Genomic DNA, 14,028 nt, shown 5'->3' with positions numbered 1-14,028 from the left:
GAACTCGTCATTCGTCCCACCCGTCGAGCGTGGCCTGGCGGTCTGTGTCCCCCCAGTCGTCGCTCAAGAGACGCTCCTTGAGTTCCATCGGGTCAAGCCGGCCATCGCGAACGCCGTCGAACTGCTTGACGGTCATCCGGTATAGCATCAGCGTGTACCCTTTGTCACCGCGTCCTGTCTTCCGTCCGTGCGGGGGCCGTGGCTCGTCGTTCGAGGCTGATTGCGTGGTTTTCGCGGACATGGATGTGTCTCAAAGCCACGTTTTGCGTTTCGCCAGCCCCCCTGGACGGGGCATTTAACCGCCCTCAGGTTGAAGCAGAAGGCGTAGTGACCTTCTAGGCTGGCAGGACAGGACGCGAGGTGGGGTCGTGGATAACCAGACCCCGCGTCCCCTGTCGTCTCTTGTACCCGTGACCGCCTGGTCTACCAGGCGGGGGCTTTGTCTCAGTCTTGTGTACCTGAATGTACCATCCCGCCACACTTATAGTTTCGGCATAGTGGCCCCTCGGACCTATTTCTTCCACTCGTGCCGAAACAAACATGGTGGTGGCTGTCAAATGGTAGTATATGCCCGAAGAGACCCGTGGGCGTCCCGAGGCCGTGACTGCACACCGACTGTACAATCATCTGAGAGTGAGCCGCGAACCCTGCACCGTTCAAGACTTCGCAGAGCGTTTTGGCGTATCGACGCGAACGGTACGAAAACGGCTCGGAGAACTTGAGGAGTACGACGGTGTTCGGTCGAAAAGGGCGGGACAAGCACACATTTACTGGTATTCCGATTGGCACCGGGAAGAGGACCGTTTCGTCGACGTCACTGAGGCGTTCCCCACGATGCGTGTGAGACACGACTTAAAATCCGAGATAATGAGTTCTCGTGGGAAGTGGCTCGGGCGTCGCGAGAAGGTGGTACGCAACCGAGCGGCGGCGGCTGAAGAGACGCCGAACGGCATTTATCACCGCGTCGATCTATGGTCAGCTCTTGCTCAGTACGTGGACGAAGTAACTACACGACTCCCGGCCGCGCTAGAGGACACATACGACGAACGGTACCTGGATTCTTCACCGGAAGATCGCCTAATCGAACTGGATGATTTTCCGGTGACTGAGGAGGAGTTCGAACACTACACGAAGGAGGTCGCGTTATTCGGTGTCGGCTCTGGCCTACTCGAACTCCCCATAGCTCTTGACGACAACAGTGAGGCACTCTCTCGTGTGTTTTCCGCTCATGAAGGGGAAGAGATACCGACTGAAGAGTTTGACGACGTTTTGCCAGAGTTCGAACAGATGTTACAGTGGGGCGATACTTTCGACGAGTTCGTCTGTAAGATGGTCGACTTCCGGTGGTAACAATGTCAGACTACGAATTTAATAACGAAGAGAAAAACGAGAAGGTACTGCTGCAGGCAGAGACGACTGAAGCGTTCGTCGAGCGGCGTCGGTTTCAAGATCTATTCGATGCCCGTTCAGAGGCCCTCGAACCGCTTCGCAAGTGGCCAGCCCTACGGAACGAGGTCCGAGACCAGCGCCAGCTCCGTGAGGAGACTCACGCGGCCGTCCGTACGTATCTGACCGAATCTGGGCAGCTGTTCCGTGCAACTGATTTCGGTCGTGAGTTGTGGACAGAGCGCGTTCTGGGTCCGGTTTCCCTCTCCGAATCAATCCCCAACCTCGATCAGGAGCAGATAGTCGCTGTCGATGGAAGGAAGCTTCCAGACGGTATCCAAATGAGGGGAGAAAAGCTACTTTTCAAAGGTCTCAGAGCATATCACGGGCTCTCAGATGCATTCGTCGATGTCGAGTATGAGAAACGGGTTATAAGCGCCAATCCGAATGCGACCAAACCAGAGGGCGGAACGGTCCCACTTGTCCCTCCGAAGAAGATCGCCGAAGAGGCGTTCGAAGCGACTGACGAACTCCTTGGCGAGCTCGGTGTGCTCGGACAACTAACCGGGGACGATTACGATCCTTCGGAGCCAGGACTGTGAGCGTAACTACACCAACCCCTCCAGAACCACTCCGGCGTGATACCGTTGAGGCACGACTAATCCGCCAGAAGGTGTGGCGAGCGTGCAACATCGAGAACCAGCACTTCATGGCTGCGATTGTTGGGCGTGAGGGAAGTGGGAAGTCTCTCACGGGATTAAAGATCGCAGAGAGCGCAGACCCGACGTTCAACGCCTCTCGAGTGATGTTTGAACCGAAGGCGTTCCTGGAACGACTTCGCGAGTGGAAAGCCGCGGGCGAGACGAAGGGAAAACTCGTCGTCGCAGACGAGGCGGGTGTCGGTCTTGGCGTCCGGACCTGGTACCAGAAAGATCAAATCCTGTTTAATCAGGTTTTGCAGGTCATTCGAGACGAGAATATGGGTATCATCTTCACCCTTCCTCGGTTGTCCGAGTTAGACAGTCAGGCACGTGGGCGTCTACACGCGTTTCTGGAGATGAAAGACAAAGAGGACGGCGAGTGGGCAGATGTGAAGTGGTTGAACTGGGATCCAACGCGAGACGAGCGCGACAAAGTCTACCGCCACTACCCGGAGATGAAAATCAACGGCTACACGCGGAAGGTGAAGGCGCTTCGACTGACGCCGCCGTCAGAGGATCTAGTCAAGAACTACGAGAAACGGAAGGAGGCGTTCCAAGACCAACTCTATCAAGATGCAATTGACGAGATGGACGAAAATGAAGAGCAAACGATGTCCCCTTCCGAAGTAGCCGACGACATTGCCGAGTCGGGTGTGAAGGACTACGTTAGCATCCACGGCGGAAACAAGACGAAGTACATTGACGCCGAGCTGATCGAGATGGACTACGACCTGTCGGCACGGAACGCGAAGAAGGTGAAAAAACTCCTCGACAGAGATGATGACATTAGTCTCTGACCCATTCCGGCACAGACACAACGGACACACCCAGAGACAATTCAACCTAGTATAATTAACGTGCGAGGCCAGCGGTCGGCAGCCCATTCTACCCGGTCTGAGAATTTATAGCCCTTCTATCGTCTGATATTGGTAGTTTACGGATAATGAGTCGTGGCCTTGCCTGCCTCGTAGCAGACTACCCGGCCAGTCCCTCCATTGTGACGGATGCAGTCGTCTCACCACTCCATTGCTTCCGAGATGTCCTCGGTTACTCCGGCGGGAGTCAGTACGTCCTGTGCCATGGCTCCCTAGGCTGACACAGGACACGCCGCACGTGTGTCAGGCCGGCCAGACGCCGTCGGCTTCGAGTTCGTCGGCGAGCAGGCGAGCATCGTCGAGGCCGTCGTCCCGGTCGAGATCCTCCGGTGCGTCCTCCAGGGCGGGAACATCGTCCCACGAGATCGTGCGGACTGAGTGGCGGAAGCTAGTCCGGTGAGGGTCGATACCCACCATGCCACAGTTGTGGAAGAGGCCCCTACTCGCACGTGCAGAACTCATTGTTCGTCACCAACTACGTCGAGCAGTTCAGTCGCGAGGAGACGCGCTTGTTCGTCCGACAGCGCAACAGTAACGTTCCCGAATATCGTTCCGAGTTCGAGTTCTGCGGCCACTCTGTCACCGCTGTCAAACGTCTGAATGTCGAGAGACGCACGTTCGTCCCACACGTCGACGTCGTATCCTGCCGAGATACATCGTTTACTTTCGGTACGTCCTTCCGTGAGGTTCTTGCCCCGTGCTGGGGTAGATTCGTGTGCGGTCATGGTTGACCGACCGTCGAGGGAGTCCTAAGCTCCCGTCGGCGCTTCTGCCGAACTCCGGTCGTTACTGCTTAGTCTATACTGGCGGTGCATAAATGTATGCAATTGCTAAAGGTTATGCACCATGCAGACAGATATGAATGTGTAAAGGCTATGCAGACAGGCCCGAAAGGTGGCGGTATGGAATACACGTCGATTCGTGTGACCGAATCGCTTGCCGACGAACTACACGAACGGAAGAACAGAGGAGACAGTTACGAGGATGTCATTTGGCGGCTGATAGACGTACCCGGAGAATACCGCGTCGACTGTGGGGAGTGTGGGTTCGACGGCGGTACGTACGACTACATGGAGGGAGACGCCCCTGCCTACTGTCCTCGCTGCGGCACGGCCGTCGAGGAGAGTGACAAGATCACTGTCGCGCCAGGGCCGGACGAACCGACGGCACTCAGTTGGAGACATGACCAGTAACCGCGCGGAAGGGCGTCTTCTCACACGAACCCATGGGGATACGTCAGGATTGAGTGAGCAACCCGGATTGATGTATTTCTCGCCTGTTTGCGAGGAACGGGCCGGAGGTGAGGTACATCAAAACTCCCAACTCACACCTGAGACCCACGGGTCCAAACACGCCCGCGAGTGTGGGTATATAAAGAACAGCCAATTGAGTAACCGCTCTCAGACGGTTTCACCCGGTTTCTGAGTACCACTACATCAAAATGAGTCACTACAGCTATCCGCTGAACGACGAACGCGAACGACTGTTAGACAAGCTCGACGCCGAGACTGAATCGAACACACGCGCGGATGCGATTGACGTCGCGATCAGACATTACCTCGAAGACAAGAAGAACCGAGAAGAACACTGGGAGAAGTTCACGCCGGAGCAGCTCCGACTGCTCAACACGTCGGAGCTGAAGGTATCGTACTACCCGAAGGTACGATAATGGCGAGCAGCAACGACATCGTGCTGACGAAAAAAGGAAGCGACCGCAAATACCACGAGATGGGACTGAGCGGAAAGCCCCTGTGCGGCCGGCGTCAGGGCCCGTATCGGCGAGCACCGCGCGAAAGTATCCAGGTGACTCGCGACCGGTGTGAGGAGTGTGCGTTTGCGGACACCACGGACGAGGTTCCCGGTTTTCCGAAGGGAGAACATCACCGGATCGCGGGTCGCCGGTCACCGGTCGACGAGCAAATCGAGAGAGCGGTTCGTCGGGAAGGCCCACCAGAGAACGTCGCGGTACCCCCCAAATCGAGAGTCTATCACCGCCACCCCAAAAGCGGAGATGCGTGTTCCCACCTCTCGGATGAGTTTGAGACTGTTCCCTTCGAGAAGGCGACAAATTGGTTTGGCCCGTGTCAGCTCTGTTTCTGAGCGGTGACTTTGCGGTCGTAAACACCACTTCTGGGGGGAACACCCCGGGGGTTCGTACGGGTCGAACGCCCCCTTAGATATCGAAGTTGTCGAGTGCGCCGTCGACGCGCCCGAAGACACCATCTGTCCCACGACGGCTGAGTTCGTCAAGCGATTGCACTACGCCGGTGTCGAACGTCTTGCTGAACACATCGAAGCTCCTCTCACCGAATGAGTCGTCGTCCCGGCCGCGGTCGAACTCGTCAAGCCGTGGCCGCCGCCCGCCGCCACCGAGAGCGGTAGGAATACTTCCTGGTAGAGGTGCGTTCCCGGACGGAGAGATACTGCCGCCGGTCGGTGGAAAGCTAGACGACGATGGGGTGCCACCTGGCGACCCTCGAGAAGACGACGGATCACTAAACGGATCGGTGTCGCTCCCGTTCCCACTACCACCAGAAGACGGGAAGCCAAACTGAGAGATGTCGAACGGTGACGGGGAAGAGGAAGGCGAGGAGCGGGGTGTACTCGACGGTGCGCCACGGCTACTGTCGAGTGGGTCATTTCCACGGCCACTGCTGCCGATGCCAAACATGGGGAGCGCGTTGTCGGTGGATTGCTGGACACGCTCAGTTACGTCCCGATCAATCTCGTCGAACGACACACCGCGGTCGCTGTCTCGGCTGAGAGCATCATCCAGCCCGTCGAAGACATTGTCAGCGCTCCCCACATCGACATCAGAGTTTCCGAACGTCCGAATGGGGACTCGGCGACCGCCGATCTCCGTGTAGAACTCGGCACGCCCGCCGTCGACATCAGCGAATCGCGCGCCCGGTGGCACCACCGCCTCGATCTCGCCCGGATTGACATCTGACGATGGCTTGGCGATTGCGACGTCATCGCCCGCTCGGTCAAGGAGTTCCTGATTAAATCCATCAAGGTCATCCGCCGCACTGTTTTCGACGTCTGCTCGGACGACTGCAGCTGTTGGGCGGCCAGAGAGGTCCGGAAAACCTGGCCGGAGAGAGACCGACGACTCGGTGTCACCCACTCGGAGGAAATTTGGCGACAACTCTGGTCCGACGAACGACCCTGGACTCTCGTACGCATCGGCCACATCATCCGGCACACCGAACGAATCGCCGCCTTCAGGGTCTTCAATCGGCCGGTCGAGCGCTTTCTTGAGGTCCGCTTCTCCGCGTGCATTCGCTTCGTCAAGGCGGCGGCCAATGCTGTCCGGTGTGTTGGCGTTTGACTGGTCGATCACGGCACTTGCTGGATCAGAGCGGTACTGACCGGGGTCGTCAGCACCGGGGAAGCGTGTCTCACCGCTCAGGACGTCGTCCGACGTGAGTTCGCTGGCCTCAACGCGTGTCGCGCCTGCGGTTCGTTTCCGATCTATCGCTGCTCGACCGACAGTACCGGCAACTTTGCTGGCCCCAGCGCCGAGTACGACTTCACCGGCCACACTACCTGCGAACCGGAAAGGGTCGTTGACAGCGCTCTCTGCCGCACCTACTGCGCTGTCCCGTGCGATTGCGACGCCGGTCTCTGCGACCGTATCGGAGTCGAACTCGTCGGCCACCTTGTCAGCATTGTCAATCGTCTCAAGCGCCGTCTCAACGCCTAAAGCTGCATTCGGAAGCTCAGTCGCCGTGGTGATCAAACCCTCTATAGCTGCCTCTCCGGGCGTGTCTTGCGGGTCTTCTGACGTCGAACTTCCCACCTGTGCCCCCTGGTTGAGCCCAGAAGAAAGCGGGTCCGCGGGCGATGAGAACGTCGCACCCGCGTCGATATCCCGGCCGAAATCGGAGACATCCGTTGCCACGTCGCGGGCACGCGATTCGCTGACGTCAATGCCGGCTACGCGTCCGGGTATGAGGCCGTCATTCGAGTTCGCATCCGCGGAAAGCACACCACCGCTACCAGTCGCAGTCTCGACAACGTCAGGGTTTGTATCCGCCTGAGCGACTTGCTCGTCGGTGTTTCCGAGCGCTCGGTCGAAGGTGTCACGGATGGTGTCTAAGATGCCACCACCGCTCGTCGATTCACCCGTACCATTACTCTGACCACCCGTGGAAGACGAGACAGAGCTTCCTCCCGAGGACTGGTTCGTTCGCTTGTCCGTCCGTCGATCGTCGTTGAACGACGGTGTTGGGTCGTCATTAACGGCGTCCGTGTCGGCTCCAGTCCGGTCAGCATTGAGCTGATCTTTGCGCTTCCGGACGACTTCCCGATCTCGGTCACGGCTAGAGTCATCATCGTCGTCGCGGTCGTCAGACTGGGCTGGGCCCGCCGAAGACTGGTTCGTCCGCTTATTTGTCCGACGGTCGTCGCTGAACGACGGTATTGGGTCATCATCGTCGTCGCGGTTATCAGACCGGTCTGCAACGTCTTTCTCGTACTCGCGGCCGGCGTCTGTATTGCCGAGACCGCCAGGTAATGGTAGCATGAATGATAGTACGTCTATATCGGCCCTAAAGGCGGCGAGCAGGGTGGTTTTAGGCCACCAAGAGAGACGATGAGGTGATGACAGAGTACATCGACTACATTGCTGACAACAGCAAGCGGCCGTGGATTGTTGCGAACGCAGACGGCGAGCACACGCGCGAAGATGCTCCAGTCACGGCTCCTGAGTGTGTTACCCCAATCACGATTGAAGAATTGGAGAAGATGGCACTCGACCTTGACGACGAGCCGCTAGCAATCTTTGCACATCAAGACAACAACGACTTGTTACTGTGGGTATGGAATGCCATTCACGGGATCATCGTCGAATACCAAGCCGAGCCCGGGTTCTCGATTCCATATTGGACCTCGCAAAAAAACCTCCGTGACGTTCTCGAGCATGCAGTCAACGAGTACCGCTGGGAGCTTTCAAACGTCCCTGAGAGGGCTCAAGAAGCAATGATTGATGCAGTTGTCGAGACAGCAGAGGAAAGCAACCAGTAATCCAGACTGACGGAAGAGCCAATTCAGTTCCCCAATCTCCTGGCGTATGCTTTTTGTGCATCACCTTGAATCATCATGCATCATGGGCCGGATCACAGTCAACGTACCCGATCCCGTTGAGGAGTGGTTAGAGGCCGAAAGCGAACGTCTTGGGTGGTCTAAGTCGAAGACTGGGGGCGAGTGCATCAAACTGATTCACTCTGAATCAAACCACATCACACCGCACCAGACTGCTTCAGAGCCAGATCAAGACATACAGCAACGCCTCAGGGAATTGGAGCGCCGCGTCGACGAACTCGAAGATGCATCTTCGGGGCCTAAGCCCCAGACTCAGCAGGTCGAAAAGAGGCACCCAGACCAACAGACCGCCGTCTCGAGAGAGCCTGATGAAACGATCCGCGAGGTTGTCGACGACAGCAATGTCTACCCACGGGCTGGGGTCTCTCAAGGGCAGCGCCAGCAACGGCTTAACGCTGGACTTGCTGCCGTCGAGCTGCTGCGCGAGAGCGAACACGGGGTCGTTCGAGCCGAGTTCGAAGAATTGTGGGAGGACTACCCTGTTGATAGCCAGAAACCACCGAGCGAGTCCGACACCTACTGGCGCAAGTCGCTGCGGCCGGCGCTGCAGGCTGTCCAGTCAGCCGACTACGCTTACCAGTCCGAAGGGAGTTGGGAGTGGTACTGGACTGGTTTCGAAGAGTGATACTAATTTGATGTCCAAAAACACAAACTCCCATGCCAGACAGCCCCCCAGAGTGGCAAGTGAGGCGCTCGCTGTACTGTGATTTTGGTCTAAAGGCCCAAGGGTTATTTATTACGACAGTTTAGGTAGCGGCACGCCACTCCGGGAAACTGGGTGTGCGGAGACCCACTGTCAACTTCGTAGGGTCCTCCCGCGTCTAGGTCACGCGCGAGACCCCGAGGCTCAGTGGGCACCGAGCCCATGAAAAGGAAACAACTTCGGCGGGCAATTGCTCGCCTACGACAGTGGGCCTCGGACAAGAACAACGGGCGCCTCCCACATCCGTGGGATAAAATGGCATACGCAGTCGTGCTCCTGAAGCTCCTTTACTGGGGTGGAAAGGTCATGCTGCTACTCCACGGCGTTCCGCTACCTTAACCGAGGCCTCGGGTGTATCGAGCGGGAATCACTGGGGGCTACCCCAGACACCCCCGAATAGGGGGTTTTTCAGAAGGAATAGTCCCTGTTTGAGTATCAACAAACCGGCCAGATGTGTCTCCGAAGGAAGAAAAAGGAAGGACACCAACTGGGGGTCCTCCCGCGTCTAGGTCAATCTCTAGTAGAGGGGGATTTTGCTTAAAGTTTTCCTTCGGAGACCTTTTTCTCAGTAGCGGTGCATATCGCACCTCCCCTTTCCTTTGGACGATTTCGGCGGTATTCATCGGCCTCTCACGGACTTAGACGCTTCGAGAGCCGGGTCGGGCTCATTTGAGCGCGTTACAATGTGCTCGACGAGATTCCGACTCGACGGCTATTTAGAGAAATTGCTCGACGAGGGGGTGAGCCGTCTGGTTTCGGGGAGCTGTGAATACCGGTTAGTCCATCAGGCGATCCTGTATTCACCGCCCCCTGACTCAACGATGCTTCCCTGAGAGACTGCCTTCTTGATCGCGGCCTTTCCGTCGTCTGGGCCAATGTCGTACCGTTTCGCTAGTCTACTGCAAATTGCTCCCTGTGTAAGCCGCTCCCCGGTCGCCAGTATCTTGACGACACGTTCGGCACGCCACTGCGGGCCTTTGTCGTCACCGCCGTCTGCGGCCGCCTGTTGCGTTTCCTGTTCGGCTGTGGCAGCCGGTCCGTTTCCACCGTCGTCGTCGCTGCCTGCAGTCTCTTCGGCCTCTTTATCCTCTTCTGCGTTTCCACGCCCGAACGCCCGAAGGTCGAACCCACTACCGAGCACTTCGCCCGTGCGGTGTGGGTCAATCACGACACACTTCGTCCGGCCGCCGTCGAGACGTGCGGTGTGGTTCACGGCTTTGATGTGTGAGCTGCTACGCTCCGACTTGTCGCGGAACGCCGAGAGGTAATCGTTCTTCCCGACGAGTGTGTATTCGTCGTCGAGATTGTAGTCGCGAACGTAGCGCCGAACTGCAGCGTTCGCCGTCGGCATATGGAACGCCAGCACTTCCGAGCCGAACTTCTGAGAGTCCATAAACCGGAAATCAACATCGCGTTCGAGATAGCCGTTCGAAGCAGCCTGCGCGAAGAGTTCGAGGAACCCGTCGTCGTAGCCCATACGCTTGCCGTCTTTGCCGATGTTCGAAGCGTAGTGCTCGAAGGCATCGCCGATCTCCTCGCGCGTCGGCAGAGCCGACATATCCGCGCCGACGCTTTCAGCAAACGAACGGAACACTTGAATGCCGAACAGAACTGTCTGCGCCGCTTGGAACTCGGTGTTTTGGAACGTGAGACCCCGCGACGACAGTATCTCGGCAGCTTCCTGGCGGCTTGCTTTCCATGCTTCATGGAGTTCGTCTGCCGACAGGCCGAGAATGAACCTGTAATACGCGCGTGCATGGTCCATTAGGTCGTACCCCTTCGGGTACTGTGCAACGCCGTTCTCGTCCTCGTAGGCGGTTCCTGTGAGTTCTGAGAACGCACGTGCGTATTCGCTCCCGTTGTTCGTCGCGGCGTCCGAGAGCGTCGTCATAAGCGCACGTCGACGTACTGCAGGCACGTTCTGGGAGAACCGCTGTTCGCCAGAGACGACAACCGGTGCTTTCAGTTTGAACAGCACTTCGCCTAGGTCCGGCTTGCCCTTCGAAACCGCTCCGCCCTTCGTCACTTCGCGCAGGCGGCGGTGAAGCTTGTCGAGAGACCGATTATCAATATCGGCCGGTTTGTATTCGTCTATCCAGACCGGTACACCGCTCGACGAAGACATGTGTTTCGTCAGGGTGAACACCGTATCCGACGCCGAGAATGGGTCTGGATCCATACCGAAGGCTTCCCAGAACATTTCTAACGTCGATGTCTTCCCGGTCCCAGTCGAACCGACGACTTGTAACAGGTTGAATTCCCCTTCCCAGTCATGGATTAGCGGCCGGAGTGGTGCTGCGTAGAACCACCCGAGGATTGACAATCCGCGTTCCGGGCGTCGGGTCTGTGGGAGGAGTTCGACAATTCGGGCAACGTCCTCTTTGTCGTAGTCTTTCAACGTCTCCGGGTCGAGCTTCCACTTTCGGGCGAGAGACCCGCCCTTACTCTCACTCGAACCACCTTTCGCGTAGTATCTGTGGTCCGGGTCATCGGTCGAACCGTCGGCGGTGAGTGTGCCAAGTGGCGACACCCACTCGTTGTATTCGTCGCCCGCGAGACCAATGTGTTCGACGCCGACGCGTTCGGGGACCATTTGCGTCCCGACCGTCTCGCGAAGGTCGTTGAGTGCCGTCTGATTACGCTTCCCCGGTTCGTACCGAGTAGTTCGCCCGCGCACGATCTCCTCTTTGAACTTCCGTGTCTCGTTGAATACCGTCGGGTGCACGTCGACGTCGTACTCGTCTTCCATCGGGTGTGCCGGGTGTACTCGGATTTTGAGCAAGTCGCCTTCGTCGGTCTGTAGGTGTTCGAGCGTTTCGAGAGTGAAGTTCGTGACCGCATTGAACTCTTTCTCAACAATCTGGCCGTCTTCGTCCCGCTTCTCCCACCAATACCCGTAATGGCCGTTCCGGTGCTCCATCTCGCCGGCCGGGTTGGTCGGTGAGCACTCTACGGCTAACAGCGTCTCTCCTCGCTTAACCTCTTCTTCGTCGTAAGTGGGTGCGCGTTCTTTGGCGGTACTGTCCGGGTCAAAGAACTCACCTTCTTTCCGCTGTTCGTCGACGGCTTCGAGAATGCTGTCTCGGTAACTGTCGTCGGTCCGTTCCGCCCACTTTTCGGCACCGGAACGATCCATTGCCCGACGAACCGCCTGTTTGTCACCCTGCAGCCACCACGACAGTTTGTACGCAAGTGCAGATTCGGCTTCGCTTCTATCACCGTCGTAGTCCGAACAGTCACCGCGCCAGAGACGCTGCAGTTTGCCGTCGTTGCTTTCGTTGAGTGCGTAGCCCAATACGTCCTCTTCGTCGTCAACGCGCGTCACGGGCGCGTCTGTGCGTTCTGTGTCTTCGCCAGGTGCGTAGTTTGGGTCTTGCGACAGAACCTCTACGAACTCCTCGGCCGAGACCGTCGCGATAGGTCTGTCACCGTCTGCAGTAAGTTCGTACCGACCGCCATCTTCTTTCGAGCACTCGTCGCATTCGCCTTTGTCGCACCCGTCGAGCTGGCTACCTGCAGCGACGACGTACTGATTTGCGACACGCACCTCTCCCCAGGATGGATTCGGATTCTTCTTTCCGAACTCGTCTTCAAACACCGCCGCGATAGTCCGACCGTCGTCGGTCATTGGAACGACAAAGAAGCGATGTGTGCCGCCGTGTGGCGTCTTCTCCTCTAGCGTCGGTGGGAGTTCCATCAACGCCGACAGACCGCTCTTGTCGTTGAGACCTTTGTAGTCGTCAACGTCGATTATCACGAGTTCGTCTTTCGCGGTCGCACGCACACCGTAGTTGCCCGACACATCGGGCGGTGATAGGTGCGTGTGGTCCGTGCACTTCTTTTCCCCGTCGTGCACGTCGACGAGTCGGTCTGCACCGACGCCGGCCTCCTCGAGGCGCTCTGCTATTGTCTCTTTGCTCATGCCGCCACCCCCGGCGAGACGACGGAAGTGAACGCGCACGTCTCGTTCACTTCGTTCACAACCCGGAAGTGAACAGGTTGATCGACAGACGGAGGCGGGTTGACCCCCCTTCGTTCACTTCGTTCACCTCGTTCTGAGGGTAGGGTAAGGTCGGAGAGCGCGGGCGGGCGAGCGGGCGGGCGCACACACATACCTCCCTCCTCCCAAAACGAAGTGAACGAAGTGAACGAGAGGGGTTCACCACCCCCCCGTCTGTCGATTAACTCGTTCACTTCCGTAGAAATCGGAGAAGTGAACAAAGTGAACGAACCTCCCCGAACGGCGGTCGTTTCACTATCGATACGTCGCGAGTTCGAGATCGTGGTATCCTGCATTTCTTGAGTCGTCGAGACGCCCGACGCCCGGAGGGCGTCAGCTCGGCAAAACATGCACTCCCCGCTGTGGAGAGCAACGCTTTTGCCGATGCCGCGAGAAGAACCTGATACTGGATCACTCCCAGAGGTTCGCGCCAGTTGGTACCTGACGCCCCCGTTAAGGGTGCTCTGGGAGTGGGGTTCTTCCCGAAGGCTATTGTTCGTTCGAGAGCCTTCCGTGTCGTTCTGTTTTGCATGAACGCCCGCGTCGCTGATATAGCTATGGGAGTTCATGTCGTCGCACACCCTTCCCGAGAGTCCGGAAGGCAAGGCTGTTCAACGCGGTGTGCAACGCTCATGTCGTCTCCTCCACTGGGGTGAACCCCTGAGCTTCCATCAGGGCCAGCAGGCCGCTCGGAACGTCGTCGAGTGTGGCATCGTCGTTGAGCTCGCCGATACGCTCAGACACCTGCTGAGAGACGCGCACACGGCGCACGTGTTGGAGGGCACACACACGGTCGTCGGTCACAACACGGAACAGCGCGCGGTTTACGACACCGTCTGTGTGCCAGACGAGCTGGTAGCGGTGGCCGTCAGCGGTTGGTCCTCCGCGCCCTCGTGGGACATCGAACTCCGGGCCGAGCAGGTGGTCGTCGGTGGGGCGGATATCGGCGCTCATTCGAAACACCGCTTGCATGGAACAAACCCGGTCCGGATTGCGGACTCAAATTCGACAGTTGCGTACTCAGGAGGCTCTCCGGCACACACCCCTTCAACGCGGTGGTATCGCTCACCACGGACCACGATGACGACGTGCTCCGGGGGGCCATTCTGTTTCAGTCGGCGTTCGATCTGTGCTCGGCACCAATCCTTCAACCGGTTGTCGGCTGTCTTGCCGGACTGTGAACTCGTCATTCGTCCCACCCGTCGAGCGTGGCCTGGCGGTCTGTGTCCCCCCAGTCGTCGCTCAAGAGACGCTCCT

General features: G+C 58.0%; 12 protein-coding genes. 8 read left to right on the top strand and 4 right to left on the bottom strand.

The window, feature by feature from the left end; all coding sequences use genetic code 11:
- Nucleotides 1–567: 567 nt before the first annotated feature.
- The 4 genes from AUR65_RS01450 to AUR65_RS19655 all read left to right on the top strand — a co-directional run bounded on the left by AUR65_RS01450 (nucleotide 568) and on the right by AUR65_RS19655 (nucleotide 3,340).
- Nucleotides 568–1,350, top strand: coding sequence for a helix-turn-helix domain-containing protein (locus tag AUR65_RS01450; protein ID WP_084816447.1), 783 nt, complete (start codon nucleotides 568–570; stop codon nucleotides 1,348–1,350).
- Between the two features lie 2 nt (nucleotides 1,351–1,352).
- Nucleotides 1,353–1,988 (top strand): hypothetical protein, encoded by a 636-nt coding sequence (locus tag AUR65_RS01445; RefSeq protein ID WP_058567113.1) that lies wholly within the window; start codon nucleotides 1,353–1,355, stop codon nucleotides 1,986–1,988.
- Nucleotides 1,985–2,884, top strand: a complete 900-nt coding sequence (locus AUR65_RS01440; RefSeq protein WP_146047378.1) for a zonular occludens toxin domain-containing protein — start codon at nucleotides 1,985–1,987, stop codon at nucleotides 2,882–2,884. The genes AUR65_RS01445 and AUR65_RS01440 overlap by 4 nt, the downstream gene beginning before the upstream one ends.
- A 318-nt stretch (nucleotides 2,885–3,202) precedes the next feature.
- Nucleotides 3,203–3,340, top strand: coding sequence for a hypothetical protein (locus AUR65_RS19655; protein ID WP_158250815.1), 138 nt, complete (start codon nucleotides 3,203–3,205; stop codon nucleotides 3,338–3,340).
- A gap of 80 nt (nucleotides 3,341–3,420) precedes the next feature.
- Here AUR65_RS19655 and AUR65_RS19435 read toward each other — a convergent pair whose 3' ends face one another.
- The gene (locus AUR65_RS19435) at nucleotides 3,421–3,687 is read right to left on the bottom strand and encodes a hypothetical protein (RefSeq protein ID WP_146047377.1); all 267 of its coding nucleotides are present in this window, start codon (nucleotides 3,685–3,687) and stop codon (nucleotides 3,421–3,423) included.
- 177 nt (nucleotides 3,688–3,864) lie between these two features.
- On the opposite strand from AUR65_RS19435, the gene AUR65_RS01435 reads away from it, so the two are divergent.
- Nucleotides 3,865–4,155, top strand: a complete 291-nt coding sequence (locus tag AUR65_RS01435; RefSeq protein WP_199180548.1) for a hypothetical protein — start codon at nucleotides 3,865–3,867, stop codon at nucleotides 4,153–4,155.
- 248 nt (nucleotides 4,156–4,403) lie between these two features.
- Nucleotides 4,404–4,631, top strand: coding sequence for a DUF7386 family protein (locus AUR65_RS01430; protein WP_058567110.1), 228 nt, complete (start codon nucleotides 4,404–4,406; stop codon nucleotides 4,629–4,631).
- Nucleotides 4,632–5,135: 504 nt separating this feature from the next.
- On the opposite strand, the gene AUR65_RS19430 is transcribed toward AUR65_RS01430, so the two are convergent.
- Nucleotides 5,136–7,490, bottom strand: coding sequence for a hypothetical protein (locus AUR65_RS19430; protein ID WP_146047375.1), 2,355 nt, complete (start codon nucleotides 7,488–7,490; stop codon nucleotides 5,136–5,138).
- Between the two features lie 77 nt (nucleotides 7,491–7,567).
- Here AUR65_RS19430 and AUR65_RS01420 point away from each other — a divergent pair, with 77 nt between their 5' ends.
- Nucleotides 7,568–7,990, top strand: a complete 423-nt coding sequence (locus AUR65_RS01420) for a hypothetical protein (protein ID WP_058567108.1) — start codon at nucleotides 7,568–7,570, stop codon at nucleotides 7,988–7,990.
- Between the two features lie 82 nt (nucleotides 7,991–8,072).
- Entirely contained in the window at nucleotides 8,073–8,693 is a 621-nt protein-coding gene (locus tag AUR65_RS01415) for a hypothetical protein (RefSeq protein ID WP_058567107.1), read from the top strand.
- Between the two features lie 862 nt (nucleotides 8,694–9,555).
- On the opposite strand, the gene AUR65_RS01410 is transcribed toward AUR65_RS01415, so the two are convergent.
- Together AUR65_RS01410 and AUR65_RS01405 are read right to left on the bottom strand one after the other, a co-directional pair.
- A complete protein-coding gene (locus AUR65_RS01410) occupies nucleotides 9,556–12,693 on the bottom strand; it encodes a bifunctional DNA primase/polymerase (RefSeq protein WP_058567106.1) in 3,138 nt (1,045 codons plus the stop codon).
- A gap of 708 nt (nucleotides 12,694–13,401) precedes the next feature.
- Nucleotides 13,402–13,725 (bottom strand): hypothetical protein, encoded by a 324-nt coding sequence (locus AUR65_RS01405; protein ID WP_103429251.1) that lies wholly within the window; start codon nucleotides 13,723–13,725, stop codon nucleotides 13,402–13,404.
- Nucleotides 13,726–14,028 lie beyond the last annotated feature (303 nt).

The organism is Haloferax marisrubri (assembly GCF_001469875.2).
Classification (GTDB): Archaea; Halobacteriota; Halobacteria; order Halobacteriales; family Haloferacaceae; genus Haloferax; species Haloferax marisrubri.
This window is presented reverse-complemented; position numbering and strand designations above follow the sequence as displayed.

Excerpts from the sequence above, each read along its gene's own strand:
- AUR65_RS01450 (WP_084816447.1), top strand. The coding sequence starts at position 568 with ATGCCCGAAGAGACCCGTGGGCGTCCCGAGGCCGTGACTGCACACCGA.
- AUR65_RS01435 (WP_199180548.1), top strand. The coding sequence starts at position 3,865 with ATGGAATACACGTCGATTCGTGTGACCGAATCGCTTGCCGACGAACTA.
- AUR65_RS01410 (WP_058567106.1), bottom strand. The coding sequence starts at position 12,693 with ATGAGCAAAGAGACAATAGCAGAGCGCCTCGAGGAGGCCGGCGTCGGT.
- AUR65_RS01405 (WP_103429251.1), bottom strand. The coding sequence starts at position 13,725 with ATGAGCGCCGATATCCGCCCCACCGACGACCACCTGCTCGGCCCGGAG.
- AUR65_RS19435 (WP_146047377.1), bottom strand. The coding sequence starts at position 3,687 with ATGACCGCACACGAATCTACCCCAGCACGGGGCAAGAACCTCACGGAA.
- AUR65_RS19430 (WP_146047375.1), bottom strand. The coding sequence starts at position 7,490 with ATGCTACCATTACCTGGCGGTCTCGGCAATACAGACGCCGGCCGCGAG.
- AUR65_RS01430 (WP_058567110.1), top strand. The coding sequence starts at position 4,404 with ATGAGTCACTACAGCTATCCGCTGAACGACGAACGCGAACGACTGTTA.
- AUR65_RS01420 (WP_058567108.1), top strand. The coding sequence starts at position 7,568 with ATGACAGAGTACATCGACTACATTGCTGACAACAGCAAGCGGCCGTGG.
- AUR65_RS01445 (WP_058567113.1), top strand. The coding sequence starts at position 1,353 with ATGTCAGACTACGAATTTAATAACGAAGAGAAAAACGAGAAGGTACTG.
- AUR65_RS01415 (WP_058567107.1), top strand. The coding sequence starts at position 8,073 with ATGGGCCGGATCACAGTCAACGTACCCGATCCCGTTGAGGAGTGGTTA.